This window comes from Pseudomonas sp. S35 (assembly GCF_009866765.1).
Classification (GTDB): domain Bacteria; phylum Pseudomonadota; class Gammaproteobacteria; order Pseudomonadales; family Pseudomonadaceae; genus Aquipseudomonas.
This window is the reverse complement of sequence record NZ_CP019431.1, coordinates 4,755,870-4,781,270: the sequence shown is the minus strand read 5'-3', so window position 1 is coordinate 4,781,270 and position 25,401 is coordinate 4,755,870. Positions and strand designations below refer to the sequence as shown.

24 protein-coding genes, 3 pseudogenes and 1 riboswitch are annotated in these 25,401 nt (G+C 53.1%); of the genes and pseudogenes, 18 read left to right on the top strand and 9 right to left on the bottom strand.

The annotated features are described in order from the left end of the window. Positions 1–701 precede the first annotated feature (701 nt). From PspS35_RS21385 to PspS35_RS30420, 8 genes and pseudogenes are all read left to right on the top strand, one after another. Positions 702–3,113 (top strand): type I restriction-modification system subunit M, encoded by a 2,412-nt coding sequence (locus PspS35_RS21385; protein ID WP_159936685.1) that lies wholly within the window; start codon positions 702–704, stop codon positions 3,111–3,113. Beyond that, positions 3,110–4,399, top strand: a complete 1,290-nt coding sequence (locus tag PspS35_RS21380; protein WP_159936684.1) for a restriction endonuclease subunit S — start codon at positions 3,110–3,112, stop codon at positions 4,397–4,399. The genes PspS35_RS21385 and PspS35_RS21380 overlap by 4 nt, the downstream gene beginning before the upstream one ends. Beyond that, entirely contained in the window at positions 4,396–6,267 is a 1,872-nt protein-coding gene (locus tag PspS35_RS21375; protein WP_159936683.1) for a DUF262 domain-containing protein, read from the top strand. Before PspS35_RS21380 ends, PspS35_RS21375 begins: the two co-directional genes overlap by 4 nt. A 90-nt stretch (positions 6,268–6,357) precedes the next feature. Beyond that, a complete protein-coding gene (locus PspS35_RS21370; RefSeq protein WP_159936682.1) occupies positions 6,358–9,468 on the top strand; it encodes an HsdR family type I site-specific deoxyribonuclease in 3,111 nt (1,036 codons plus the stop codon). Then, the gene (locus PspS35_RS21365) at positions 9,458–10,186 is read left to right on the top strand and encodes a SprT family zinc-dependent metalloprotease (protein WP_159936681.1); all 729 of its coding nucleotides are present in this window, start codon (positions 9,458–9,460) and stop codon (positions 10,184–10,186) included. The genes PspS35_RS21370 and PspS35_RS21365 overlap by 11 nt, the downstream gene beginning before the upstream one ends. Before the next feature lie 209 nt (positions 10,187–10,395). Then, a complete protein-coding gene (locus PspS35_RS21360) occupies positions 10,396–10,728 on the top strand; it encodes a transposase (RefSeq protein ID WP_238785915.1) in 333 nt (110 codons plus the stop codon). After that, positions 10,725–10,967: pseudogene (tnpB, locus tag PspS35_RS30575) on the top strand (IS66 family insertion sequence element accessory protein TnpB); the annotation flags it as partial. The gene PspS35_RS21360 and the pseudogene tnpB, both read left to right, overlap by 4 nt. 12 nt (positions 10,968–10,979) lie before the next feature. Next, positions 10,980–11,330 (top strand): annotated as a pseudogene (locus PspS35_RS30420) (transposase); the annotation flags it as partial. Positions 11,331–11,346: 16 nt separating this feature from the next. On the opposite strand, the gene PspS35_RS30415 reads toward PspS35_RS30420, so the two are convergent. Both PspS35_RS30415 and PspS35_RS21350 read right to left on the bottom strand, forming a co-directional pair. Further along, a complete protein-coding gene (locus PspS35_RS30415) occupies positions 11,347–11,712 on the bottom strand; it encodes a hypothetical protein (protein ID WP_238785914.1) in 366 nt (121 codons plus the stop codon). A gap of 170 nt (positions 11,713–11,882) precedes the next feature. After that, positions 11,883–11,999 (bottom strand): annotated as a pseudogene (locus PspS35_RS21350) (DUF4113 domain-containing protein); the annotation flags it as partial. Positions 12,000–12,195: 196 nt separating this feature from the next. Between PspS35_RS21350 and PspS35_RS21345 the strand changes: the two are divergent. Continuing rightward, positions 12,196–12,873 carry a hypothetical protein gene (locus PspS35_RS21345; RefSeq protein WP_159936679.1) on the top strand — a complete coding sequence of 226 codons (678 nt, stop codon included), beginning with the start codon at positions 12,196–12,198 and terminating at the stop codon, positions 12,871–12,873. Then, positions 12,864–13,847: a hypothetical protein gene (locus PspS35_RS21340; RefSeq protein ID WP_159936678.1), complete on the top strand. Its 984-nt coding sequence runs from the start codon at positions 12,864–12,866 to the stop codon at positions 13,845–13,847. Before PspS35_RS21345 ends, PspS35_RS21340 begins: the two co-directional genes overlap by 10 nt. Before the next feature lie 919 nt (positions 13,848–14,766). Here the strand turns inward: PspS35_RS21340 and PspS35_RS21330 are convergent. The 4 genes from PspS35_RS21330 to PspS35_RS21315 all read right to left on the bottom strand — a co-directional run bounded on the left by PspS35_RS21330 (position 14,767) and on the right by PspS35_RS21315 (position 16,456). Further along, positions 14,767–15,045, bottom strand: a complete 279-nt coding sequence (locus PspS35_RS21330; protein ID WP_159936676.1) for a hypothetical protein — start codon at positions 15,043–15,045, stop codon at positions 14,767–14,769. Positions 15,046–15,101: 56 nt separating this feature from the next. After that, positions 15,102–15,485: a hypothetical protein gene (locus PspS35_RS21325; RefSeq protein WP_159936675.1), complete on the bottom strand. Its 384-nt coding sequence runs from the start codon at positions 15,483–15,485 to the stop codon at positions 15,102–15,104. Between the two features lie 90 nt (positions 15,486–15,575). Then, positions 15,576–15,866 (bottom strand): hypothetical protein, encoded by a 291-nt coding sequence (locus PspS35_RS21320; RefSeq protein WP_238785913.1) that lies wholly within the window; start codon positions 15,864–15,866, stop codon positions 15,576–15,578. Positions 15,867–16,063: 197 nt separating this feature from the next. Beyond that, positions 16,064–16,456: a hypothetical protein gene (locus tag PspS35_RS21315; RefSeq protein WP_238785912.1), complete on the bottom strand. Its 393-nt coding sequence runs from the start codon at positions 16,454–16,456 to the stop codon at positions 16,064–16,066. Between the two features lie 227 nt (positions 16,457–16,683). Here PspS35_RS21315 and PspS35_RS21310 point away from each other — a divergent pair, with 227 nt between their 5' ends. Further along, positions 16,684–17,163 (top strand): transcriptional regulator, encoded by a 480-nt coding sequence (locus tag PspS35_RS21310; RefSeq protein WP_058419434.1) that lies wholly within the window; start codon positions 16,684–16,686, stop codon positions 17,161–17,163. 90 nt (positions 17,164–17,253) lie between these two features. On the opposite strand, the gene PspS35_RS21305 is transcribed toward PspS35_RS21310, so the two are convergent. Beyond that, entirely contained in the window at positions 17,254–17,715 is a 462-nt protein-coding gene (locus PspS35_RS21305; RefSeq protein ID WP_159936672.1) for a 3'-5' exoribonuclease, read from the bottom strand. A 466-nt stretch (positions 17,716–18,181) separates the two neighbouring features. Between PspS35_RS21305 and PspS35_RS21300 the strand changes: the two genes are divergently transcribed. The 7 genes from PspS35_RS21300 to PspS35_RS21270 all read left to right on the top strand — a co-directional run bounded on the left by PspS35_RS21300 (position 18,182) and on the right by PspS35_RS21270 (position 23,826). Continuing rightward, entirely contained in the window at positions 18,182–18,517 is a 336-nt protein-coding gene (locus PspS35_RS21300; RefSeq protein ID WP_055135308.1) for a hypothetical protein, read from the top strand. 135 nt (positions 18,518–18,652) lie between these two features. Continuing rightward, positions 18,653–18,714, top strand: a riboswitch (Fluoride riboswitch). Between the two features lie 138 nt (positions 18,715–18,852). Beyond that, a complete protein-coding gene (crcB, locus tag PspS35_RS21295) occupies positions 18,853–19,236 on the top strand; it encodes a fluoride efflux transporter CrcB (RefSeq protein WP_055135309.1) in 384 nt (127 codons plus the stop codon). 10 nt (positions 19,237–19,246) lie between these two features. Further along, complete coding sequence (locus PspS35_RS21290) at positions 19,247–19,600, top strand: DUF190 domain-containing protein (protein WP_008438039.1); 354 nt, start codon at positions 19,247–19,249, stop codon at positions 19,598–19,600. A 2-nt stretch (positions 19,601–19,602) separates the two neighbouring features. Continuing rightward, positions 19,603–20,133 (top strand): inorganic diphosphatase, encoded by a 531-nt coding sequence (ppa, locus tag PspS35_RS21285; protein WP_055135310.1) that lies wholly within the window; start codon positions 19,603–19,605, stop codon positions 20,131–20,133. A gap of 310 nt (positions 20,134–20,443) precedes the next feature. Further along, on the top strand, positions 20,444–21,646 hold the full coding sequence (gene nhaA, locus PspS35_RS21280; protein WP_055135311.1) for a Na+/H+ antiporter NhaA: 1,203 nt from the start codon (positions 20,444–20,446) through the stop codon (positions 21,644–21,646). Between the two features lie 241 nt (positions 21,647–21,887). Next, positions 21,888–23,057 carry a chromate efflux transporter gene (chrA, locus tag PspS35_RS21275; protein ID WP_159936671.1) on the top strand — a complete coding sequence of 390 codons (1,170 nt, stop codon included), beginning with the start codon at positions 21,888–21,890 and terminating at the stop codon, positions 23,055–23,057. Between the two features lie 223 nt (positions 23,058–23,280). Continuing rightward, entirely contained in the window at positions 23,281–23,826 is a 546-nt protein-coding gene (locus PspS35_RS21270) for an arsinothricin resistance N-acetyltransferase ArsN1 family B (protein ID WP_055135313.1), read from the top strand. Between the two features lie 33 nt (positions 23,827–23,859). Here the strand turns inward: PspS35_RS21270 and PspS35_RS21265 are convergent, their stop codons facing one another. Then, on the bottom strand, positions 23,860–24,933 hold the full coding sequence (locus PspS35_RS21265) for an ArsO family NAD(P)H-dependent flavin-containing monooxygenase (RefSeq protein WP_159936670.1): 1,074 nt from the start codon (positions 24,931–24,933) through the stop codon (positions 23,860–23,862). Between the two features lie 37 nt (positions 24,934–24,970). Beyond that, a complete protein-coding gene (gene arsC / locus PspS35_RS21260) occupies positions 24,971–25,393 on the bottom strand; it encodes an arsenate reductase (glutaredoxin) (RefSeq protein WP_158832412.1) in 423 nt (140 codons plus the stop codon). Between the last annotated feature and the right edge of the window lie 8 nt (positions 25,394–25,401).

The window sequence follows — 25,401 nt, the reverse complement described above, 5'->3', positions numbered from 1 at the left end:
GCGCATCGGCATAAAGCTGGCACTCGACCTCCTGATATTTGAAGTTCTCTGGATGGACGACCTTGCCTCGCAGAGTTAGGAGCATGTGTTCATTGTAATGGCCTTCGTTTGCCCTCGAAAAATCGGGCCGCGCTAGACTGAACGACCAAGACAGATCCCAGGCTGAAAGCTTGATTTGGTAAAGAACTCGCTGCGTTTCAAGCTTCGGGCGGCCTGATCGAGACTTTGGCTTCGGCTTGGCTATTCTGGCCATAGTGACCTCGACTAAACGTATGGTCAGTTTTTGAACAGTATTCCGGCTGATTTCAAATCGAATCATTGCAGTCTTGAGTCGAGATCCGCTGGCTCGCTCCTCAAGACGGCGAATGCACTCAGCTTGGTGGTTGCGTCGATTCTCTCACTTCACGACAATGCAACCCCATCACCCATTGCACGGAATGCAGTATGGAGCGGCAGCATCAACAAGGCGTCAGCTATCTAACTCTCTGGGCTGACCTACTCCTGAAGCAATCAAAATTCGTGAGAAGCGCCTGGGGCTTTGTTGCCACAACACGCAAATCCGAATCGCTTTCAGTCTGCAGATTCTTAACTGCAATTCTGCGCATGCCACCGCCACCTTGAAGTCAACATCGGCGAGCAGCCAGTAGCCGCACACTACCATTCCCATTCTCCACATTTCGCGAAGGCGGTAATTCTCCCCGATGGCTATCAAAAAATCTGAGCTTTATTCGTCCTTGTGGAAGTCCTGCGACGAGTTGCGTGGGGGCATGGATGCGTCGCAGTACAAGGATTATGTGCTGGTACTGCTGTTTGTGAAGTATGTGTCTGACAAATACGCAGGCAAACATAACGCGATGCTTGAAGTACCGGTCGGCGGTGGCTTTTCCGACATGGTCGCGCTCAAAGGCGACAAGGAGATTGGCGACAAGCTCAACATCATCATTCGCACCCTTGCCGAGGCTAACGGCCTGACGGGCGTGATTGATGTGGCTGACTTCAACGATGCCGAGAAGCTTGGCAAAGGCAAGGAGATGGTGGATCGGCTGTCCAACCTGGTAAGCATCTTCGATTCACCCGGTCTCAACTTCAAGGGTAACCGCGCTCAGGGCGATGACATCCTCGGCGATGCATACGAATATCTGATGCGCCACTTTGCCACCGAGTCTGGTAAGAGCAAGGGGCAGTTCTACACCCCGGCAGAAGTCTCGAGGATTATGGCTAAGGTCATTGGCATTAGCGCAGCCACCGACAGCACCCAGACTATCTATGACCCTGCCTGCGGCTCTGGCTCGCTGTTGCTGAAAGCTCATGACGAGGCAAAGCACGCCACCAACCTCGACCTGAGCATCTACGGCCAGGAAATGGACAACGCCACCAGCGCCTTGGCCAAGATGAACATGATCTTGCACAGCTGCGAGACGGCCACTATCTGGAAGGACAACAGCCTATCTGCACCTTACTTCACCGAGGCCCACGGCCCGTTCAAAGGTAAGCTCAAGCGTTTTGACTTTGTCGTCGCCAACCCACCGTTCTCAACCAAAGCCTGGAGCAACGGCTTCAATCCGGCTGAAGATGAATTTGAGCGCTTCGGCTTTGGTATCCCACCCGAGAAGAATGGTGACTATGCCTTCTTGCTGCACATCCTTACCTCGCTCAAGCACTCCGGCAAAGGCGCGGTGATTCTGCCCCACGGCGTGCTATTCCGTGGCGGTGCTGAAGGCACTATTCGCCAGCGCATCCTCCAGCAGGGCTTTATCAAGGGCATAATCGGCCTGCCGGCCAACCTATTTTACGGCACCGGCATCCCGGCCTGCATCATCGTGCTGGATAAAGAGCATGCCAACAGCCGTAAAGGCATCTTTATGATTGATGCCAGCAAAGGTTTCATTAAAGATGGCAATAAAAACCGCTTGCGCGAGCAAGACATTCACAAAATCGTTGACACCTTTACCCAGCAGCACGAAGTAGCCAAATACGCCCGCCTGGTACCACTGACGGAGATTGCTGACAACGACTACAACCTCAACATCCCGCGCTATATCGACGCCAGCGCAGCCGAAGACTTGCAAGACATCGCCGCCCACCTGCAAGGCGGCATTCCCGACCGCGACATCGATGCGTTGGCCGCCTATTGGCGGGTTATCCCTGCGGTACGCGCCAGCCTCTTTGCACCCGCACGGGCTGGCTACAGCCAGCTGCAAGTGGCCATTGGCGAGATCAAACCAACCATCTTTGCTCATCCAGAGTTCGCCACTTTCAACCAGACCATCACCGAGCTGTTCGAAGGCTGGAAAACCCGCAATCGTCCGCATTTGCAGGCCATAGCTATTGGTGACAAACCCAAGGCTTTGATCGACAACCTGGCCGAAGACCTGCTCGCCAGCTTCGCCGAAGCCCCGTTGCTGGATGCCTACGACGTTTACCAGCACCTGCTCGACTACTGGGCCACAGCTATGCAGGACGATCTCTATCAGTTGGTGAGTGACGGCTGGCAGGCGCTGATTGTTGATGGTGCCAACCAAGGCCAACCGAACACCGATTTGCTGCCGCCAGAGCTGCTGATCAAGCGCTACTTCGCAACTGACTCAGCAGCAATCGAACGGCTGGAAGCCGCCCGCGACGCCTTTAGCCGCCAGCTGGAAGAGCTGGACGAAGAGCACGGCGGTGAAGATGGCCTGTTAGCCGAGGGTAAAACCGACAAAGGTAAACTCAACGCCAAAAGCGTGAAAGATCGCATCAAGGCTATAAAGAGCGACCTGGCGGCTGCCGGTGAACGCGCCACCCTTGAGCACTACCTGGCCGTACTGGAGCAAGAGTCCGCCGCTGGTAAAAAGGCCAAAGATGCGAAAAAGACCCTCGATGTAAAAGTCGCCAAGCAATATATCCAACTCAGCGAAGCAGATATCAAAGCCTTGGTGATTGAAGACAAATGGCTGGCGACCTTGGCTGTGGACATACAGACCGAACTGGATCGCGTCTCCCAAGCCTTGACCTCGCGCACTCGCCAACTGGCAGAGCGCTATGCCACACCTTTGCCAAAACTAACCGTCGAAGTCGAGGCACTGGCAGCCAAGGTGAATGAGCATCTTTCCAAGATGGGCTTCGCACTATGAGTACGCAGGTTAGGCCGGGTTACAAGCTGACTGAGGTCGGGGTGATTCCAGATAATTGGGAGGTCTGTCGACTGGCCGACCTCCTCGAAGAAGGCCGCCATATTCGATATGGCGTCGTTCAGCCTGGAACGTTTGTATCTGATGGCTGCTTTATGTTGCGCAGTCAAGATTACTCTAAAGGATGGTCTGGCGAGGATGGAATGCACCGGCTTTCTAAACTACTAGAAGCCCAATTTAAAAACGCAAAGCTCAACGCTGGCGACATAGTCATGACGGTCGTCGGAGCAGGAATAGGACAAGTTGAAGTAATTCCAAGCTGGCTTGAAGGCGCAGTGCTTTCCCGCAGCACTGCGCGCATTGCTGTTGATGTGCATAAATCAGAAAAAAACTTTGTTAAATATTATTTAGAAAGTCCAGTTATTACGAAGCAACTAAGAGACAGCCAGAGAGAAGGGGCGCAACCAGTAGTTAGCTGTCCTGACTTGTCAGATTTTATCATGGCGTACCCTCCAAGGCTGCAACAAAATGCAATAGCGAGCGTTTTAACGGATATAGACGCTTTGGTCAGAGGCCTAGATCAACTGGTCGCAAAAAAACGCGACATCAAACAAGCCACCATGCAAAAACTTCTCACCGGCCAACAACGCCTACCCGGGTTTAGTGGCGAGTGGAAAGCGCGCTCATTTGGTGACTTGGTTGAAAGACTAGAGGCGGGTATAAGTGTTAACTCTGTGGATGAAAGCCTTCGTCAATATGGTCATGTCCAGTCGATTTTAAAAACATCGGCAGTTTCGAATGGAAATTTTTTTCCGCTGGAATGCAAAAAAATCGCACCTATCGATTTAAAAAGAACAACGACAAGCCCTCTCTCTAATACAATACTTATCAGCAGAATGAATACGCCTGATTTGGTCGGTGAGAGTGGCTATGTTGAACAAGATTATCCATGGTTGTTTTTGCCCGACCGTCTCTGGATGACACATTTTCGAAAGGAAAGCGACATAAATGTAAAGTGGTTGAGCTATGTACTTAGCAGCCCTGAGTACAAATTAAGGATCAGGTCTAATGCTACCGGCACAAGCGGCAGTATGAAAAACATATCCAAGGGAACTCTTTTATCACTCAGTATCTTGCTCCCGAGCGGAGCGGAGCAAGCCGCCATCGCTACCGTGCTCTCCGATATGGACAGCGAGTTAACCGCCCTCGAAACCCGTCGCGATAAAGCTCGCCAGCTGAAGCAGGGCATGATGCAGGAGCTGTTGACCGGAAGGATTCGTCTTCTATGAGTACCATTACCCCGCACTATCGCACCGTGCAGCAGTTGTTGCACAGTCAGTCATTCTCCATTGATGAGTACCAACGTGAGTACAAATGGGAGCGAGAAAATATTGAAGAGTTGCTGGGTGACCTACGCGACAAATTTCTGAGTTGCTACCAAGAAGGCGACAAGACCAAGGAGGTCAGCAATTACGAAGATTACTTCCTCGGTTCAATCATCGTCAGCAAGCGCAATGGCAAAAGCTATCTGGTTGATGGTCAGCAGCGGGTAACCTCTCTGACCTTGCTGCTAATATATCTGCATAATGCGGCCAAGGAGCAAGACCTAGGAGTGGTTGGTAACCTAGCCCCACTGATTTATTCCGCCCCCTTTGGGGAGCCTTTGTTCAATCTGGATATCACCGAACGACTACCTGTAATCGAGGCACTGTTCAACGATGTGCCTTTCAACCCAGATGGCAGGGAAGAATCCATCCAGACCATGTACAACCGTTACCAAGACATTGAGCAAATCGACTTGGTGGGTGAGCTAAAAAATGCGCTGCCGCACTTCATCTACTGGCTGATCAACAAAGTTGGTCTGATTGAAATTGCCACCGACAATGACAGCTATGCCTATGCGATTTTCGAAACCATGAATGATCGCGGCAAGCCGTTGAGCCCGGTGGATATGCTCAAGGCTTATCTGCTTGCTCCTATAGAGGATGACGCACGACGCCGAAATGCGAATCATGTTTGGAAGCGCCAGGTGCTTGATCTGATTTCATGGGGCAATGAATCAGAGCCGGAGCGCGATGCTGCCTGCATAAAAGCTTGGTTTCGCGCGCAATATGCCGACTCCAAACGCGAGGGCAAGGCAGGGGCAGTAGACAAGGATTGGGAGCTAATTGGCTCGGTTTTTCACCGATGGGCGCGCGATAATAAAGCCCGATTAGGCCTTGGTTCCGAGACAGCCAATCTTGAGTTAATCACTACGCACTTTCCATTTTTTAGCTCAGTGTACCGGCAGATTCTTGATGCAAGCTATACATACACCGCTGGGCTTGAGGCAATATACTACAACGCCCACAATGAATTTACTTGGCAGAATACGGTGCTATTAGCTCCCCTGCGGGTAACCGATGACAGCGATACGGTACTACGCAAATTGGCGGTAACGGCCAGCTATCTAGATATTTGGCTGATGCGTCGAACTGTCAATTACATCCGCGTGGGGTACTCAAGTACCAGTTACACGATGTGGTCTTTGTGCAAAGAAATTCGTGGGCTAAGCCTTGAGGGCTTGGTTCAGGTACTAATGGCCAAACTTGATTCAGACGATGTGACCTTTTCGGGTAGCCCAAGCAGGGGACGTCATGGCGTCAGTGATCTTAGAATGAATCAGTTTAGTCGACGTTATATTTACCATTTACTAGCTCGCATCACAGCATTCACCGAAATAGGGGCAGGTAAACCAGATTTATTTCCACACTACGTAGATCGCAATTCGAAAAATCCTTGTGACATCGAGCACATTTGGGCTGACAAATACAGTCGCCACTCCGAAGAGTTCGCATCTGAGCAGGAGTTTGAGACAGCTCGCAATCATGTAGCCGGGCTCGTCCTACTTCCGGCGGATGTGAACCGCAGTTATCAGGACAATACCTTCGAGGAAAAGGCGCCACAGTATGCGCAGCAGAATTTTTATGCAGCGACGCTTACTGAGTCGGCCTACAAAAATCAACCTAAATTTGAGGCATTCCGGAAAGCCCAGCAGCTACCTTTCAAGTCTTATGCAACCTTCAACAAAATGCAGCAAATGGAAAGGTGCGAACTGGTTGAAGCTCTTGCAAATCGTGTATGGGCACCTGAGAGGCTGAAGCATTATTTGCTTTAAGGCATGTTGCCGATCTCGAACCTAAGGGTTGATAACCCGAGGACATTGTCGGCGGACATTTGGCGTTAGATGGATCTACTTGAGAATTATATGAATACAGTCGGCCAGATCGAGCGTATGACCCAAGAACGCGTGGTTGCGTTGTTCCAGCACACCCTTGGCTATGGGTATTTAGGTGACTGGGCGGATCGCGCCAGCAACGCCAACATCGAGCAAGAGCTGCTCCGCATCTGGCTAACCAAGCAGGGTGTAGACACCACGTTGATTACCCGGGCCTTGTTCGAGCTGACTAAGGTAGCTGCCGATGCCGGCAAGAGTCTGTATGACCGTAATAAAGCGGTGTATGAACTGCTCCGTTACGGCGTGCGAGTCAAACCTGAGGTGGGCGAAAACACCCAAACGGTTTGGTTAATCGATTGGAAAAACGCCGAGAACAACCATTTCGCACTGGCCGAGGAAGTAACGGTTAAGGGCGCAAATGCCAAGGCCAGCTCCAAGCGCCCGGATATCGTGCTGTACATCAACGGTATCGCCTTAGCCGTGCTGGAGTTGAAACGTTCCCGCACGGCAGTCAATCAGGGTATTCGCCAGAACCTTGATAACCAGAAGCCTGAATTCATCCAACCGTTTTTTTCCACCATGCAGTTGGTGATGGCGGGTAATGACACTCAAGGAATGCGCTACGGCACCATCCAGACAGGAGAGAAGTATTTCCTGACCTGGAAGGAAGACAGTCCGGTTGAGAACCTCCTAGATCGCCAGCTGCAGCAGATGTGCAGCAAAAGCCGTTTATTGGAATTGATACACGACTATGTGGTGTACGACAGTGGCGTGAAAAAACTTTGCCGCCAGAATCAGTATTTCGGTGTGCGTGCCGCCCAGGATTATTTACGCCGCCGCGAGGGTGGGATCATCTGGCACACGCAAGGCAGTGGTAAGTCACTGACCATGGTCTGGCTGGCCAAGTGGATAAGGGAAAACATCCAGGACTCTCGGGTACTGATCATCACCGACCGTACTGAACTGGACGAGCAAATCGAGAAAGTATTTACCGGGGTCAATGAGCAAATATACCGCAGCCAGAGCGGCGCTGACCTGATCGCTAAACTGAACCAGTCGGCACCCTGGCTGTTGTGTTCGTTGGTGCATAAGTTCGGTAGCCGCGAAGAAGACGAGTCAGGTAACCCAGATATCAAAGGTTTCCTTGAAGAGCTGCGTAAGAATCTGCCGGCTGACTTTCGCGCCAAGGGCGATATCTATGTGTTCGTCGATGAGTGCCACCGTACCCAGTCTGGGGAACTGCACAAGGCGATGAAGATGATTCTGCCCAACGCGCTGTTTGTCGGCTTCACCGGCACGCCGCTGCTCAAGGCGGACAAGCAAAAGAGCATTGAGGTGTTTGGCGGTTACATCCACACCTACAAGTTTGATGAGGCCGTTAAGGATGGCGTGGTGCTCGACTTGCGCTACGAAGCCCGTGACATCGACCAGAACATCACCTCGCAGAAAAAGATCGATCAGTGGTTTGAGGCCAAAACCAAGGGCCTGAATGACTTGGCCAAGGCCCAGCTCAAGCAGCGCTGGGGCACACTGCAAAAAGTGCTGTCGAGCCAGTCGCGGCTGGAGAAAATCGTCGCCGACATCATGCTCGACCTGGCCACCCGTGATCGCTTAGCGACTGGGCGAGGTAACGCGATGCTGGTCACCAGCAGCATCTTCGAAGCCTGCAAATGCTACGAGCTATTCGCTAAGGCCGGCATGGCCGATACCTGCGCCATAGTCACCAGCTACAAGCCATCGCCAGCCGACATAAAGGGCGAGGCTACCGGCGAAGGGCTGACCGAGAAACTGCGTAAATACAACATCTACAACCAGATGCTGGATGGTAAAGATCCGGAAGTGTTCGAAAAAGAGGTCAAGCAGAAGTTCATCAAGGAGCCAGGGCAGATGCGTCTGCTGATTGTGGTTGATAAGCTCCTGACCGGCTTTGATGCCCCTTCAGCCACTTACCTATACATCGACAAACAAATGCGCGACCACGGCCTGTTTCAAGCCATCTGCCGGGTCAACCGCCTCGATGGTGAAGACAAGCAATATGGATACATAGTTGACTACAAAGATTTGTTCAAACAGCTAGAAAATTCCATCGACGACTACACCAGTGGTGCGCTGGATGGCTTCGATAAATCCGATGTCGCTGGCCTGCTGGAAGACCGCCTCAGTAATGCACGTGACGACCTTGAGGATGCGCGCGAGACGATCAAGGCGCTGTGCGAGCCAGTTGATCAGCCACGAGATACTCCGGCTTATTTGCGCTACTTTTGCGGAACCGAATCAGGCAACGCCGAGCAACTCAAAGCCAATGAGCCGCGCCGGCTGAACCTGTACAAGATGACCGCCACCTTGATTCGCTGCTTTGCCGCTGTCGCCAACGAGCTGGAAGAGGCGGGCTACAGCGCCAAGGAAATCGCCGAGATCAAAAATGAGGTTGATCATTACAACAAGGTGCGTGACGAGGTTAAGGTTGCCAGCGGTGACTACATCGACCTTAAGGCTTATGAGCCTGACATGCGCTTTTTGATCGACACCTACATCCGTGCTGAAGAAAGCGAGATCATCTCGGCATTCAACGATTTATCGTTGATCCAGCTCATCGTCGAGCGCGGCGTTGATGCGGTAGATGCGCTGCCTCAGGGAATTCGCGGTAGCGGGGAGGCTGTGGCAGAGACCATCGAGAACAACGTGCGTAAGCTTATTATCGATGAGTCGCCAATCAACCCGAAGTATTACGAGACGATGTCGTCTTTGCTGGATGCCTTGATCGCCAAGCGCAAAGAAGACGCCATCAGCTACCAGCAGTATCTACAGGAGGTTGTTGAGCTGACAAAACAGGCGAAGAACCCAAGCAGTACCAATAGCTATCCATCAACCATGAACACCGGAGCGCGTCAGGCGCTGTACGACAATTTGGATAAAAACGCCGGTCTAGCGTTGGCAGTCGATCACGCGGTGCTGGCCAACCGTCAGGATGATTGGCGCAACAATGCCTTCAAGATACGCAAGGTGCGCCTGGCGATTAAAGAGGTGCTCGATGCTGCCAGCCACGAAACTGGAGAGCTTGCCGGCGAGTGCCAGGTAAGCGCAACTAATCAGGCCTTGGATAAACTTCTAGACCTGGTAACGAGCCAACGTGACTACTGACAGCCACAGCATCACCGTCAGCGGACTGAGCGTCGAGGTGGTGCGTAAGAACATCAAAAACCTGCATCTGGGCGTTTATCCTCCCTTGGGCCGAGTGCGCGTGGCGGCCCCATTGGCCGTCAGCGACGACGCTGTGCGCTTGGCTGTAGTGGGCAAACTCGGCTGGATCAAACGCCAGCGCGCGAAGTTTGAAGCCCAGCCACGACAATCTCAGAGACGTATGGTTAGCGGCGAAAGCCATTACTTTATGGGCCAGCGTTATCGTCTGCGTGTAGTCGAAGGCAGCATACCTATGCGTGTCGTTTTGCGGGGCAAGGCCGCGCTGGATCTGTTCGTACGCCCGGAGACCAACACGGAGCGGCGCGAAGAACTCCTGCAAGCCTTCTACCGTGCCGAGTTGAAAAAGCTAATCCCCACGTTGCTTGATAAATGGCAGCCGATTTTGGGGGTTGAGGCGAACGCTTGGGGCATCAAGAAGATGAAAACCAAGTGGGGAACCTGCAACATCGCTGCCCGCCGTGTCTGGCTCAACCTGGAGCTGGCCAAAAAGCCGATCCAGTGCTTGGAATACATTCTCGTCCACGAACTGCTGCACCTAATTGAACGTCACCATAATGACCGTTTTCGCAGCTTGATGGATCAGTATTTGCCGCAATGGCAGGCGCATCGAGATGAGTTGAATAGGTCGTTGTTGGCTGAAGAACGCTGGGATTATTAAAATCAGCTACATTTCCGCCCCCTGAACCTAACACTGCAGCTTAGTAAGGCCTCGGTGAGATAGAACACGTGCCCGAATGTCCAAGAGAAATAGGCAGCCTGTTCAGTGTATGCGTCCGGCCAACACACCTTCCTGACCCTGACGCCAAAGGCGATGGTGTCCACCTGATTTAAGTGGACACCATTTCTAGCCTTTTAAGCGGGTCTTTCATGAAGCCACAACGCCGTTCTTATTCCAAATCCTTCAAGGCCCAGGTCATTCAAGACTGTTCCCAGCCCGGGGCCTCGATTGCCAGCGTTGCGCTGAGCCACAGCCTCAACGCGAACCTCGTCCATAAATGGATTCGAGTACAAACGCAGAAAGCCATGGCACTGCAACCTGCTTTCATTCCGCTGCCCTTGCAGTTAGCCAGAGCAAATTCGCAAGCCGCGTCATCGACTATCTGCCTGGAAATCCCACTCCCGCGCGGCACCATGAAAGTGAACTGGCCGACCGAAAGCGCCGATGCCTGTGCCACCTTTCTGCGAGATCTGCTGCGATGATCCGCATCGACTCCATCTGGCTCGCCACCGAGCCCATGGACATGCGCGCCGGTACTGAGACCGCATTGGCCAGGGTGATTGCGGTCTTCGGTGCGGCGAAGCCGCACTGCGCTTATTTGTTTGCCAATCGCCGGGCCAATCGCATGAAAGTGCTGGTACACGATGGGATTGGTGTTTGGTTGGCCGCACGTCGCTTGAACCAGGGCAAGTTTCACTGGCCAAGCCTTCGACAAGGCAGCGAAATGCAGTTGATCGTCCAGCGTGATCTTGTGCCCGAAGGTTCGGCTATCAGCAGAGCACTCGATTACAGCCTGAAACGCTGGGCAGCGTTGTCACGCTACCTCGATGACGGTGCCGTACCTATTGATAATAATTGGGCAGAGAATCAGACCAGACCATGGGCTCTTGGCCGCAAGAACTGGCTCTTCGCTGGATCGCTACGCAGCGGAAAACGGGCTGCGGCGATCATGAGCTTGATCCAGTCGGCACGGCTCAACGGGCATGATCCGTATGCCTATTTAAAGGACGTCCTCACGCGCCTGCCGACGCAGCAGGCCAGTGAGATTTCCGAGTTACTACCGCACAGATGGACGCGGGCGTAATCAAAAAGCTTGACCGCTACGCGGCAAGCTCAACGTAGCTAGACTCCCCACCTCCAGTCGCGCCCGACAACCAACCCCATACGAACAACAGAGTGGTACGTCCTGCGTGATCAACGCCTACCGTGCCACGAGACCAGCCAGCAAGAATTTCACCATCTGTAGTTAAGCAATGATAAAGAAGCTCAATCGTATCGGGGCTAGTCACGCGTCCGACTTGATGACCCATGCGGATCCGGCCACCTTGGTAAGTACCCCAAATGGAATCTTCTTCGACATGGTAGTGAAATACTGTGCCGGCACCGGATAGCCCGTGGGCGTTACCCGCTACCGTAAATCGGCGATTATTCAAACGCTCCCTGATTTGAGCAAGGGGGATTTCCATAAATGTCGCGTCCTTTTAGTCGAGATGTTCCATTACAGTCTTCGATGATCTTAAGCCATTTTCTCTTGCCTGAAGAGTGGTCTGCTTGCCTACCCCGGAGCCGCAACTCACGACGATAAAAAGCAAGATGTGTTCACCGCCCGCTTACTGTTCAGTAACAGCTATCTGCATTACACCATCCAAAGCTGGTCGACTCGTATCGTACAGCTCTGGCTCATCATCTCCCTTCTCATTCCCCAATCGGGATTGGTCGGCACGCTCGCTAGGTGCATTGTGCCTTCACCCCAAGTACAGGCGCCTAGCCTTTTTTACTGGTACCCGCGCAGCGCTTGCGCATCGGCGGTTTCACTCATCTCAACCGACATCACCTTGACCAGTGGCATTCGGCCAGTGGCTTAGGTTGTTCGGCTGTGAGAGGATTTCGTCATAAGCTTGTGCCGCCTAGCAAGGCCCAAACCGGACGGTAGCTACCAGGGAGATATGATGGAATCGGTTGTAATGCGCACTAGGACGTTAGCGGACGTGGTCGCACGGGCGGCATCGTCAGAACTGGACATTCTTGCAGACATCATCACGGACAGGGGGGGCGGTCGTCTCGCGCTGAGCACCATATCCAAAGACACGATTCTAAAAAACAAAAAACTCGGAAAGCTCCAATCTATAGGCGCTCTGCTAGCGCAAGAAATCTGCTGCTATGGTGGCAACGCACTCGCTAACGCGTTTCGGCGTACTGGCGCTGAATACCGAGAAGTGGCGAAGGATGTGGGGATACATCTCGGCGCAAAGATTCTCAAGCATGAAGATATCTACGACATTGAAGAGAAAATAATCGAGCACGCTTTTAAAAAATTTGCCAAAAGCTCAAGCAAAAACTTCGCGAACGAAGATAGAGCAAACTTTCTAGATCTCATCGTGCGGGGGATCGTTTACCCGGATCGAAGCCCATTGGAGCGTTTTCTGGGCGAGCACTCCTTCGATAATGTTTTCGTGCCAATCCTTAAGATTGTGCTTCTGCCCGGCTATTTGAATAATGAAATTGCAGGACTTACCAGCCAGCTTCGCATAACTGTCCCCGCCGTGCTTCTGATCGCAAACATGCGCCAGCGTCAAGTCGACGCTGAATATAATTACTATCGAAGGAGCCTAGAAGCATGCCTATGAACACGGATGTATGGCGTGTTTTGACCGACTCACCGGAAATACTAGAAGGCATTCGCAGCGGCATATATCAAATATGGGGCGGAGTTATTCGTCATGTTGCTGGGAGTCCTGACGGTGGCCGAATTGTCGGTCATCTGAAATTTCCAGGTGATCAGCAAGCGGCTCAACAAAGCATCGAAAACCTTCAAATATTGCTCAATCAAGGCTTCGGGTCTGCACAGACGGCGATGGGCGGCCTACAGCAAAGCATGAATGTGCTGCAGGGATTGCAGGTAGCTAACCTTGCGCTGTCTGGTCTGAACCTGGCGGTTTCTGTCGCAGGCTTTGCGATAGTGTGCAGCAAACTCAACAAGCTGAGCGCACAGGTTCAAGCTCAGTCCATCAACATCAATCAGATTCTGGAAATCGTTAGCGAGGCGCGAGATCGTGCCCTATTTTTGGATGAAGCCCAGTTTCGGTCGCTCGTTTTGTCTGCCAAGCAATTCAGCGAGGAAGGAGACACCCATCTACTGAAATCGCTTCTGCCAGCTATCACGAAGGAGTACGAACTCAGCAGGCTGATCCTTCAGAAGCATGCGAGCATAGCGGGCAGCAGCATTGAGCATCTTCCTACTATCGCCCTTTTTCAGGAGCGCCTTGTCCATATTGGACTGCTTCGCTCTCATGTGCAGATGCGGGTCGGTGCACCAAAATACGCCGAGGAATCCTTACAAGACCTGTTAACTGAATTGCCCGCCCTCAACACGACTCGTGTTGAATCCCTGTTAACAGACAAGCAAATGGCGATACAAATGCCGGCTGACCATTTTCCGAAGATCTTGGATTTCTTGGAGCAGGGCAAAGCTATCCTCCCGGCGCTGTCCTATGAGTCCAACTTAATAGCTTTGGAGCGCAGTCAACCTGGGACACTCGCCGAGTTTGCAGCCAACGACTCAGGCCAAATTTTGATTTTTCCCATAAGAGCTAATGCGTGATCAGCGAGCATAGGTAGGCATACGGATAATGCCTGCTTCATAGGTGCCGGCTGCATCAAACTCATGCTCGCTGCCGCCTGCAGTAGTACACCGCGTAGCGCCCCGGAAACTGTGGGTGTACAGCCCTCAAGCCTTGATTCCGGCTGCCGATAACATCTCTGGCTTCTCGATCTGACGCCTGCGCTATCTGCCCGCATTGGTCAGATGTCCACCTTTTACAGCTCACTAGGAATATCAGAATGATGACGTGTCCGAAGTGTCACGAGACGAATGTCGACAAACTTAATTACGGGAAACGCGTAGGTGGCGCTACCGGTGCTGTCGCTGGTGGGGTTGCAGGCTACGCAGGCGGCGCAGCTGGAGCAGCGGCTGGCGGGGAAGCGGGCGCTGTCGTAGGCGCGTTTGCCGGCCCAGTGGGAATTGCGGCTGGAGCTGCTATTGGGGCTATTGCTGGAGGCATATTAGGTGCCCTGTTTGGCGGAGCTGCAGGAGCCGCAGTAGGTGCCAAGGCTGGTGAGGCAATCGATGAAAATGTCCTCGACAATTACAAATGCCTTAACAAAGATTGCGGTCATAAGTTCAGCCTCTGAACACTTCAATTGCGTCTTCTCAGCTCGGCTGCAGTAAGAACCGGAAAGCTGAGATTTTCGCATTCGACAGAAGTTGCACTAGGTCTTTGCCGCCCCGAATGGGGCGAAACTCCGTAAGCGTCTGCCCAACACCACTTGCTTAACGATCAGCGTCTTTCTGGAGGCAGGATACCTGAAGGAGGTTTTCACGAGCCTGCCTAGCCAGCGCACCAGTGATATTAACAAGCTGCTGCCGAAAAATTGGTTGCCTGTTTAACCCTGTCCTGATGATTCTGAGAAAATTCAAACGTTGGTACAACTCTTGAACGCCTAGGTAATGGCGATCAACATCAGATATCGTCTTGCTCTTCTCTAATTTCGAACTCATCCCAAGCCCCCAGGTAAATCTTCCTACAAGGCATTTTTGTAATGAAGCCTTGCTCCAGAAGCTGTCTTGGGATGTCCCTCATCAAATCAGATATCTCCCATTGTTGCGCCGTCGGCGGCATGATCCTTTCAACGAATAAATCCAAGTCGAAGCCGTGCGTCGCGACAAACGGCCCTGCGCGGTCGTACTGCTCAAAAACACCTGATTCTATGCAGACGACTTCCCCCGCTTTCACGATCATAACGATACCTCGAGGTTTTTTAGGAGACTTCGCTCACTGCAAAAACGAACAGACGGTTACTGTAGAATCCGTGGCGTGAAATGGTGCTGTCCCTGTGAAAGGCGCAGAAATTCACGCAGGCTCGCACGTCCATTGTCGCGCTGGAAGGTCGCGATTACGTACCGCGAGTTCACTGTGGTCAGTACCCAAAAACGGCCCTCGCGCTCCGCCTTAATGACGTCAGAAGTCCGGATCAGATGTCCGTCGCCGAACCGTCCATATTGGTCTTTACGGCTGTGACCAAACACGACGCCTAATCCAGCACGAGCCTTTATGGATACTCCGCAGAGATAAGCTGTTATCGGTTTGTCGAAGCCTTGCGCTTGTGCTTTCAGGATTCGTGCGAGATCGAAATCTGTATGTCGTTTTCCATGAAAATTCACATCCAAGGTGTTCAGCATAATTGCGTTCCTTTCACAGTCCGTATGGCGTTACCAGGAAATCTTCACGGAACCATCTGTGCTGGTATCGTGCAAGATTCTTGGTAAATCTCAGGCTGTACGAATCATGTTCGCGTGATAGATCGGACGAAGGTTGCTCAGCGCATCAGTGTTGAAGCCAGGTTGGTGAGAACTGTGGTATTTGGAGCCGGTCTCCACCTCCAGCAGGCACACAACACACTCGTTTTGGTCTTCACCAAGTGTCACCTTGGTCAGTGTCTCCATGCGCCAAGCTCCCGTGCCATTCATGTGGGCGGGAGTGACTACTTGCACCTCTGTGATGATCGTCTCCGCGTCCTGGGCAATCAGCAGTTGCTGAAGCCGTGGTTCGCTATCGATCATCAGAACCACCTCTGAAATTCTGCCCTCGGACTTAGCCTGGACAGTTACGTGATACCAGTGATTACGAAGCACTTTGGATACCTGATGCCATTGGTACTGACCTTCACCAAACATACCGGGTAGACCGAGCATGTCGGCGTCGTGTGTTCTAAACATCGTATGTCCTTAGCCTGAATGGGCTCCGATACAGAGCGCAGTTAGAAGAGGGAGAAAACGTCTTTCAGGCTTGCGAGCTGTTCATGACCGGGGCCAATCAACACGTACACAGAGTTTCTGGTTTCGAACGCAACACCGTCGTGGAAACCGGTGCACATGCTTGAACGAACCCAATCGCCGCGTTCGAAACGGCCTTGGCTGTCCTCGGCCACGTTGTGAGCAAACAGAATCATCGGGAGTTGGCCCGCTGCCTGGCATTTGAAGAGTTCGTCGCGGGTGACTTCAATACGAAATATTGTCCAGTCGCGAACTAGGCAGTAAGGCTTTTTAGGAAATCGTTCGACTGCTAAGGCTCGAGCTGCAGAGCTGCTCGACAGGCCCTCAAGTGGTGTCCGTGGCCCATTCATGAAGTCGGGTTCTTCGACGCTGGCCATAGGGCTTCCTTTCATTAATAACCGGGAAATTGACAATTCAAGCCCGCTTGTTGTCGCTCGCACTCGAGCAGATGGCTCCCGCAAGCAAGGTGCGTAGCTCCGCTTACGGATGTATATGCATCGAAAAGCAGGCCTCAAAAACGCTGATAGCACCATAATACGGATCATAGCCCGTGTTATGGTGCGCCGCAATATGGCCTTATCCTCGATTTGCGTGGGGAAATGTCATGGAGGCCGCAGAAGCCCTAGCTGTAGTGGTGCGAGCACTGCGTAGAAAAAAAGGTCTTACGCAAGAAAACCTGATCACTATTGACCGTTCCTATTGGGGCCGCATTGAGCGTGGGGAGGTGAACATCACGATTGATGTGCTCATTCGTCTTGCAGCGCTGCTGGAGGTTGAGCCAGCCTCACTGATCCTCATGGCGACGTGTCTACAGTCCAACGAGCCGCTTAGGGAGGGGCTGAAGCGTCTGAATAAGCAACTAAATAGGATTAGGAAGGACAGCGTAGATATTGAGATGGAGTCGTTGGTAAGTGCAGGGAAGCTTCCTCCTGGTCGACCAGCACGATCCGGAGCAGCGCAGAAAGCGGCAGAGGCAAATCGCCTTCACAGTGAGGGAGTGTCAGTAACCGAGATATCTGAAGCGTTGGGTCTGTCTAAAACTACTATTCGTAGGTATTTGACCAGCAAGTCTGAACAGGCTTGATTTCTGAATGACCAGCACCAGGCTGAATATGTCCCAAGAAGGATTGCTGTGGAAGACAGCTTTAGATCACCTTGGGCCCGTAGGACTTCATCACCCTTTCTTCAGATCGCTTTCGTTGAACATGCTAGCGATGATACGGGCGTCAAGAAGAGCGTGATGCGGAAGCGGAACCCCTTCACTTGTGGCATCCAGAGTGGTGGCGTCAGTGGGGTAATTCCGGATGTTCCTTGGCCATTTACCATCGTCATATGCGAGTTCGCAGAAAAGCTCCCAGTCGTACTGTGGAGCATCTGTGACAATCTCCAGAACTTCGTCGAACGAGGCTAGGAAATCGAGCAGTGCAGTTCTTGCCCTGATGGTAGGTTGTGCATTGTCACCGCCCCATAGCTGCGGAAGGACGATCTCTACGACGAAGTCGCTGCAATCTTCCTTTCGCCATGTGTCGACCAATTCCACGTAGAATTCGCGACCATTCTCAGCAACCAGTGCCAGCGATATCAGCTTCGCTGCAGATGAGAGCTGAGTAAATTCGCAATCAAGAAAGAGCCTCATGTTGCAGGAACTCCGTTATGACTAGGGCTCGCCTGAATATGGCGCAGGAGGGTGAGTTATGGGAGAGGGCCCTCGAGCATCTCGGCTCAGACGGACTCCTCCAAGCGGTCATAGAAATGTGGAGCCGCGCCGCCCCTCCACCCAGACCATTGGTTGAACACCTGTCCACCAATGAGGTGAGTCAGGAAGTCTTGAGCATACTGAAAATTGCCCAGCAGCGGGTAGGTGCCATCGTGCCAGGTCGAACGCCTGATGCAGGCACAGTCACGCTGTACGCTCGTCACGCTAGCAACTTAGTTGATGGGCTCATTACACTGCTGCCAAAGGCGCAGCTTTCGCGAGCCTTGCGAGGCTCTTGTATTGAAATCGAATTGGGGATTTGACGTCTCCGCAGGCTCCCCGAACACCGGTCAGCAACAATCCTATTAGAACTTGCCCAGCGAAATGCGTCCCTTTGAGATGTTCTATGAGCTCTGATTTAACTGAAGAAGAAATGCGTCATGCCCTTTTCGGCACACCTCAGCCAGAGGAGCAAGTTTCTACGTCGCTAGTGCCGGAGCCCGTGGAAGAAGTTGTGCTCGCCAAACCGCTGGTCGCTCCAGCAGCGAAGAAGAAAGTGGCAAAAGCATTTACGCCTAGGCTGAAGGTCACGCTTCGGGTTGGAAACGAATTCGAGGGGAAGATGCATGAGTTTATCCACGAGGCCGACACGTTGAGCTCGTTGCTTGCTGAGCAGGAGGCTGTGAAGGCTGCTAGGAAAAAGTACAAGTATGTGGAAGTGGTATCGGTTAAATCGATGTAGACGCGCCAACTAATCTGGTTGGGCGAAGGGTCGACCCCTGCCTGGATCATTGATCAACCATCTTGCCTGGCCGAAGGGGCCTTCAGATCGCTCGCGTGTAACTGCTCTTGATGCCATTGGCGCTGATGCTATAGGATCAGAACAGGAGATGGCATTCCTCCTTTAACCGCCTTCGTGCTGATGATGCCTACGTGAACCCTGGACAGGGTGCGTAGGTGTGCCTCCCTGTCCTCCAATTTAGGACAGGATATGATCTTACCCTTCGAGTCTCGATTTCTTCTCTGCACCTGCCCTCCGCCTGTTATTCCATTCAGGTCTGATGAGGTGGGCTCGCCATGCTGAAGTCATTAATCGTCATCGCTGTTGGCGCTTCACTTGGAGCTTGGTTGCGTTGGCTTTTGGGGATGAAGCTGAATGCTCTGTTCCCAACGATTCCTCCAGGTACTGTGGTCGCGAACATGGTTGGGGGTTACATCATCGGCTTGGCCATCGCCTTCTTGGCCGCATCTCCGACCCTAAGCCCAGAGTGGCGTCTCCTGATCATCACGGGCTTCTGTGGTGGGCTTACCACCTTTTCCACATTTTCAGCCGAAACGGTTGCCTTGATTCAGGAAGGCAGACTGCTCTGGGCGCTCGGCTCAATTTCGTTGCACGTCGTAGGTTCGTTAGCGATGACTGCTGCCGGGCTTCTGTCCTACCAAATGATTGGTACTCGCTGAGGAGATCGAAATGAAAGGCTTTATGGTCGTTTTCTTTACTCAACAAAACCGTCGCTATCAGGGAAAGATGCTAGGCGAATGGATCGTCGACGTGGCTAAAGAAATGGGTTTGCGAGGCGCCACGCTCTGCACTGGAATCGAAGGGTTTGGGCACACCGGAAAACTGCATTCATCGCACTTTTTTGAGCTGGCGGATCAACCCACGGAGATTCGCTTGGCAATCACGGAAGATGAGGCAGAACGGTTGTTCACACGACTGGACTCCGAGGAGATATCGGTGTTTTTCACTAAGACGCCAATCGAGATGGGCACCCTTGGAAAAACGCCTTCCAGCGCAGCCCCCTCCACAACTTCGGAGCTATGAACATGAGCTACGCGGACATCCCAGCTGGCAAAGCCATCCCCGATGACTTTTTCACCGTTATCGAGATTCCTGCAAACCACACTCCGATCAAGTACGAAGTGGACAAGCCAAGTGGGCAGATCTTCGTTGACCGCTTCCTCAGCACACCGATGTTCTATCCGGCCAACTACGGGTTTATCCCGAACACGCTGAGCGACGATGGTGATCCGCTGGACGTCCTGGTGGTTTGCCCTTATCCCGTCTCACCTGGCGTTGTCATCCGCAGTCGCCCGGTGGGTGTGATGTACATGACGGACGAAGCTGGTGCGGATGCCAAGGTGATCGCAGTGCCTCATGAAAAACTCAGCTCAATGTACAGCGATGTAAAGGAGTGCTCAGACCTCCCTGCGTTACTCCTCGCACAGATCCAGCATTTTTTCGAAAACTACAAGGCACTGGAGCCGGGTAAGTGGGTGAAGATGGGGCGTTGGGGGAGCGCGGATGAAGCGCGGGAAGAAATTCGCAAGTCGGTAGCAGCGTATATCCCCAAATAGGCTTACTCCAGATTGAAATGCCACAGTCGGAGGATCGCGCTGAGGTGCGGGCATTTATGGTGGGTTTCAGTTGCTTCAATCATCAAATATCCGGGGAACCACACGCCTGTAAGGAATGATCAATGTTCGCTCGCCTATTGAGGATATGCGCTTGGAGCGTGCTCCTGAGTTTCGTGAGCGAGCCTCTGCCGGGGAACAGGCTGGAGGCTGATTAGGGCTTGGTGTAAATCGTTACAGGCTATGTGCCCTGCCGCGTTGGTAAACCTCGGATGTTAAAATAATCGCTTTGGATCAAAGCGTAAGGACACTGATGACTCACAGCAGAACTCCCGCAGAAACCCCTAGAGCAGCCGCGATCCTGGCTCGCTTCCTATCGTCGGAATCCGCTGGCGGTCTCGTACTGATGGGCGCAGCACTCGCGGCCTTAATTGTGGCTAACTCGCCTCTCTCGCAAGGTTATTTTGCCGCCTTGCACAGTGTCTGGCTGGGCATGTCTGTGGAGCATTGGGTCAATGATGGCCTGATGGCTATCTTCTTCCTGATGGTCGGCCTTGAGATCAAAAGGGAGGTTCTGGCAGGCGGGCTATCCACTTGGGGCCAGCGTGCCTTGCCGGGATTTGGTGCTATAGGCGGCATGGTGGTGCCTGCGCTGATCTACATCGCAATCAACTGGGGGAATTCTGAGACCTTGAAGGGGTGGGCTATCCCTGCCGCTACCGACATCGCGTTCGCCCTGGGCGTCTTGTCGCTCCTAGGTAAGCGAGTCCCTACGTCGCTGAAGGTCTTCCTCGCCGCCTTGGCGATCATTGACGACCTGGGTGCTGTAGTCATCATCGCCTTTTTCTACACCACCGGTCTTTCCATGCCGATGTTGCTGGCATCGCTCGTAACCCTGGTCATTCTGATCGCAATGAATCGATTGGGCGTCAGACGATTATTCCCTTATTTGCTGGTCGGCGGTGTGCTGTGGTTCTTCGTGCTGCAGTCGGGAGTGCATGCCACCCTTGCGGGTGTCGCTGTAGCTCTGTGCGTCCCAATGGGCAAGCCTGAAGAGGAAGCCCGGTCTCCACTGCTATTCCTGGAGGAAAAGCTGCACATGTGGGTTGCGTTCGCTGTGGTGCCGATTTTCGGCTTCGCCAATGCGGGCGTTTCACTGGCAGGTATTTCCATGGAGAACCTAGTCGATCCGGTTCCTCTGGGTGTTGCGCTGGGCTTGTTGGTGGGCAAGCAGATTGGCATCTTCCTATTGGCTGCTCTTGCCATTCGTATGGGCCTGGCCAAACTACCAGAAGGCAGCAATTGGGCACAGCTTTACGGCGTTGCGCTCCTGTGTGGCATCGGCTTCACCATGAGCCTGTTCATTGGCAACTTGGCGTTTGCTGGATCAGCTCACCTGATTGACGAGGTAAAAGTCGGCGTGTTGATCGGTTCGACCTTGGCTGCAATCGGTGGAGTCCTGATTTTGCGTCGCAGCGCTGCGCCTGCCGTTGCCACAGCCACTCTATCGAGGTGATTAGAAAATGAGCTGACAGCAGAATTTCTCTCCATCAGAATTTCTGCTGTAGGAGCACCGTCTAACGAAGTGCCATCATTTTGTCGTTAGGATCACGATACAGTGTGCGACGGCATATCGAAGCCGAGATATGCCGGTGAGGGAGGCCGTCGTATTTGGTGTTCTATAGCAGTCATGTGGGGAGTAACGAATCTTGTCAGCCGAGGGACGTTCAAAGGGTGTTACGACTGAGTCCCCATGGATGGTATTTCTGGTATTCCTGCGCCTAGGTCTCACTTCTTTCGGAGGCCCGATTGCACATCTAGCTTACTTTCGCGAAGAATTCGTTGCCCGACGCCAATGGCTGAGCGAGCGCAGTTATGGGGATTTGATTGCCCTGTGCCAATTCTTGCCGGGGCCCGCCAGTAGCCAGGTTGGCATAGGTATAGGACTTTCTCGTGCCGGATTTCCAGGAGCAGTCGCTGCGTGGGCAGGTTTCACATTGCCTTCGGCAATAATCTTGGTTTTATTCGCTCAGGGTATGTCCGCGTGGGGAGGCGCGTTTCCGAGCGGTCTTTTGCACGGTCTTAAAATTGTCGCGGTGGCTGTCGTTGCTCAAGCCGTCTGGGGAATGGGCCGTAGTCTTTGCACTGATGCCCCTCGAATAACCGTCGCCGTGTTTGCGGCTTATGCTGCAATGCTTTGGCCACATGCTTGGGGGCAGATCGGCGTGATTTTCTTCGGTGCCGTCATAGGACTAATGCTCTTCAAAACCGATCAAAGCCAGACTACTGAGTCTTTGCCGATACCGGTGAGCAGGAAAGTCGGTGTGGTGTCGTTGCTGCTGTTCTTCGGCCTGTTAGCTGGCCTGCCATTGCTGGTTCAGTTGTGGCCCTCACAAGCGTTAGCTGTGGTAAACGCCTTTTTCCGCGCCGGGTCATTAGTTTTCGGAGGTGGGCATGTTGTGCTGCCGTTGCTTCAGTCGGCGACCGTGCCGAACGGATGGGTAGCCAATGACACGTTTCTTGCCGGATATGGCTTAGCACAGGCCGTACCAGGCCCACTTTTTACCTTCGCAGCATTTCTTGGCGCGTCCATGAATGCCCAACCTTCTGGTTGGCTCGGGGCTACCGCGTGCGTCGTTGCAATTTTTGCTCCTTCGTTCTTGCTCGTAATCGGCGTGTTGCCATTTTGGGAGCAACTGCGGAAAAGCTTACGCACCCAAGCCGCACTTTCAGGCGTAAACGCAGCAGTTGTAGGCCTTCTCCTGGCAGCCTTGTATAACCCAGTCTGGACGAGCGCCATATTGATTCCTACAGATTTTGGCTTGGCGCTGATAGCGCTTGTGGCTTTGATGTTCTGGAAGGTTCCTACATGGTTGGTCGTCCTGGCGGGAGGTCTTATCGGATGGTTACTCAGCATTTTATTTTGAGGTCGGCTAAGCGATGCCGTCAGGACGGGTCGCTTAGCGCACGCTTACAGTGTTCTGCGTTGTTGATGCAGCCGATGAATTTGATGAGCCGAAGGTGCAGAACTGAGAACATGCATTGCGACCTGAATTTTAGATTTCACACAGCTCGTTTTTTTCAAATGGGCTAATGGCGAAACTGATCCGGGAAAGGTAATTTTCAAACTTTTATTCAGGGACGACTCACATGCCTGTCAGAATTCGAGCTGCAGTGGTTACAGATGCACAGGCAATCCAGCGCATTTATGCTCCCATAGTTTCGAACACGGCGATCTCATTCGAAGAGACCCCGCCAAGCGGTGAGGAGATTGCTCAGCGGATAGCGACGACACTTCAGACGTATCCCTACCTAGTGGCCGAAGAAGGTGGGGAGATCGAGGGCTACGCCTATGCCAGCCAGCACCGCGCACGTCCAGCCTACCGGTGGGCGGTGGACGTGACGGTGTACGTAGCTGAATCGGCTCGCCGTCAGGGCGTTGGCCGTGAGCTCTATGAGACTTTGCTTCCGATCCTTGAAAAACAGTGCTTTCGTGCAGCTTACGCCGGAATTGCTCAGCCCAATGAAGGCAGTGTGGGTCTGCACGAGTCGCTGGGATTCGTCCACATCGGTACATATCCGGAGGTTGGCTTCAAGCTTGGGAAATGGCACGACGTCGGCTACTGGCGGCTCGGACTGTGCCAGGCAACTCCGCCACTGGAGCCTATTCTCTTCCCCGATCTTGAAGTCGTATAAACAGTAGGCGCACTCGATTTGCTTCGCGAGCCATCAGGCTTCGCTTGTGAGATAGCTTTGGACTTGGTTGACTACATCTCGAGCGGAGCGGGTCACTCCGATCAATGTAGCGGAGGCTAGCCCCGTCCAATCGCCGTAGCCCACCAGCCACAGATTAGGTGAAGCAACACTCCGGTTTTCATTCACGGCGACTTTACCGTCATCGTCAACGATACCCAGGTTGCCCAGGTGGTCGAGCGCTGGAGAAAACCCAGTGCACCAGATGACGACATCCACCGCTGTTTCGTCTCCTGATGACCAAACAACGCCTGTTGAAGTGAAGTGCGTGAATGGCCGTACTGCGCTCAATACACCGCGTTCACGAGCGTCCTTCACCGATGGCACCATTACGATGTCGCCCAGCCCCCCAGCGGGTTGTTCAGGCTCCACACCTTCCTGTTGCGCCTTCAATCGAGCAGTAGCTCGTTCGAACAGGACGCGCCCATCAACCTCATCAGGTAGAAACTTTGGAGCCTTTTGAGTTACCCAGGTTGCCTGAGCCACTTTAGAAACCTCGGCGTAAATCTGGGCTCCCGAGTTGCCACCACCCACGACAAGGACGGTTTTCCCCTCAAACTCATCCGGCCCAACGTAATGAGCGGAATGAAGCTGCTGCCCTACGAACAACTCCTGTCCGGGATAGCTCGGAGTAAATGGGCGGCTCCAGGTGCCTGTTGCACTGATAACCGCTTTGGCATCCCAGTTTCTATCCCCGGAGACAACCCGTAATCCTTCTTCGATTTTCTCGACACGGGTCACCCTGGTGGATCGGATGATGGGGAAGTCATATCGACGCTCGTACAGAGTCAGATAGTCGATAACATCATCACGGTGAGGTGTTTCTTCTGATACGGCAGGCATCGGCCAGCCTGCAATCGAGCTCCATGCCGATGGAGAGAAGAGTCGCAACGAATCCCAGCCATGCCGCCAGGCTCCTCCTGGTGCCGACTCCGCATCGAGCAGCACGTAAGACAAGCTCGTCCGCTTCAAAAAATAGGCGACTGTCAGCGCGGATTGACCACCGCCAATGACCACAACATCAAGTTTCGAATTCTGACTCACCAGCATCCTCCAGGCTCAATCGCGGCACCTCACCGTCGTCGTATCAGACTCTGCGACCGTGCTCATCAATGACCACTTGGCCGTCCTCTTTGGCGAAACTCCCACGCTGCTCTTGCGGTAACAAATCGAGCACAGCTTCTGACGGACGACACAAACGCGTCCCCAAAGGCGTCACGACGATGGGGCGATTGATCAGGATAGGGTGAGCCATCATGGCATCAATGAGCTGTTCGTCCGTCAGCGAAGCATCACCCAATCCCAGCTCTTCGTACGGAGTTCCTTTGATACGCAAAAGAGCCCGCACCCCGATACCCATATCCCCGATGAGCCTGGCAAGTGCGGTGCGATCAGGCGGGGTCTTCAGGTACTCGATAACCGTCGGTTCTTCCCCGCTATTACGGATCAGCTCCAAGGTATTTCGAGAAGTGCCGCATTCGGGGTTGTGGTAAATCGTGATCTGGCTCATATCGCTTC

What these genes read in the sequence shown, in the direction of transcription:
- PspS35_RS21375 (WP_159936683.1), top strand. Translation starts at nt 4,396, where the DNA reads ATGAGTACCATTACCCCGCACTATCGCACCGTGCAGCAGTTGTTGCAC.
- PspS35_RS21330 (WP_159936676.1), bottom strand. Translation starts at nt 15,045, where the DNA reads ATGATCGTGAAAGCGGGGGAAGTCGTCTGCATAGAATCAGGTGTTTTT.
- PspS35_RS21320 (WP_238785913.1), bottom strand. Translation starts at nt 15,866, where the DNA reads ATGATCGATAGCGAACCACGGCTTCAGCAACTGCTGATTGCCCAGGAC.
- PspS35_RS21380 (WP_159936684.1), top strand. Translation starts at nt 3,110, where the DNA reads ATGAGTACGCAGGTTAGGCCGGGTTACAAGCTGACTGAGGTCGGGGTG.
- arsC (WP_158832412.1), bottom strand. Translation starts at nt 25,393, where the DNA reads ATGAGCCAGATCACGATTTACCACAACCCCGAATGCGGCACTTCTCGA.
- PspS35_RS21370 (WP_159936682.1), top strand. Translation starts at nt 6,358, where the DNA reads ATGAATACAGTCGGCCAGATCGAGCGTATGACCCAAGAACGCGTGGTT.
- PspS35_RS21305 (WP_159936672.1), bottom strand. Translation starts at nt 17,715, where the DNA reads ATGAGGCTCTTTCTTGATTGCGAATTTACTCAGCTCTCATCTGCAGCG.
- PspS35_RS21290 (WP_008438039.1), top strand. Translation starts at nt 19,247, where the DNA reads ATGAAAGGCTTTATGGTCGTTTTCTTTACTCAACAAAACCGTCGCTAT.
- PspS35_RS21385 (WP_159936685.1), top strand. Translation starts at nt 702, where the DNA reads ATGGCTATCAAAAAATCTGAGCTTTATTCGTCCTTGTGGAAGTCCTGC.
- PspS35_RS21340 (WP_159936678.1), top strand. Translation starts at nt 12,864, where the DNA reads ATGCCTATGAACACGGATGTATGGCGTGTTTTGACCGACTCACCGGAA.
- PspS35_RS21265 (WP_159936670.1), bottom strand. Translation starts at nt 24,933, where the DNA reads ATGCTGGTGAGTCAGAATTCGAAACTTGATGTTGTGGTCATTGGCGGT.
- chrA (WP_159936671.1), top strand. Translation starts at nt 21,888, where the DNA reads ATGGTATTTCTGGTATTCCTGCGCCTAGGTCTCACTTCTTTCGGAGGC.
- nhaA (WP_055135311.1), top strand. Translation starts at nt 20,444, where the DNA reads ATGACTCACAGCAGAACTCCCGCAGAAACCCCTAGAGCAGCCGCGATC.
- PspS35_RS21325 (WP_159936675.1), bottom strand. Translation starts at nt 15,485, where the DNA reads ATGCTGAACACCTTGGATGTGAATTTTCATGGAAAACGACATACAGAT.
- PspS35_RS21315 (WP_238785912.1), bottom strand. Translation starts at nt 16,456, where the DNA reads ATGGCCAGCGTCGAAGAACCCGACTTCATGAATGGGCCACGGACACCA.
- PspS35_RS21345 (WP_159936679.1), top strand. Translation starts at nt 12,196, where the DNA reads ATGGAATCGGTTGTAATGCGCACTAGGACGTTAGCGGACGTGGTCGCA.
- PspS35_RS21270 (WP_055135313.1), top strand. Translation starts at nt 23,281, where the DNA reads ATGCCTGTCAGAATTCGAGCTGCAGTGGTTACAGATGCACAGGCAATC.
- PspS35_RS30415 (WP_238785914.1), bottom strand. Translation starts at nt 11,712, where the DNA reads ATGGAAATCCCCCTTGCTCAAATCAGGGAGCGTTTGAATAATCGCCGA.
- PspS35_RS21360 (WP_238785915.1), top strand. Translation starts at nt 10,396, where the DNA reads ATGAAGCCACAACGCCGTTCTTATTCCAAATCCTTCAAGGCCCAGGTC.
- ppa (WP_055135310.1), top strand. Translation starts at nt 19,603, where the DNA reads ATGAGCTACGCGGACATCCCAGCTGGCAAAGCCATCCCCGATGACTTT.
- PspS35_RS21310 (WP_058419434.1), top strand. Translation starts at nt 16,684, where the DNA reads ATGGAGGCCGCAGAAGCCCTAGCTGTAGTGGTGCGAGCACTGCGTAGA.
- crcB (WP_055135309.1), top strand. Translation starts at nt 18,853, where the DNA reads ATGCTGAAGTCATTAATCGTCATCGCTGTTGGCGCTTCACTTGGAGCT.
- PspS35_RS21300 (WP_055135308.1), top strand. Translation starts at nt 18,182, where the DNA reads ATGAGCTCTGATTTAACTGAAGAAGAAATGCGTCATGCCCTTTTCGGC.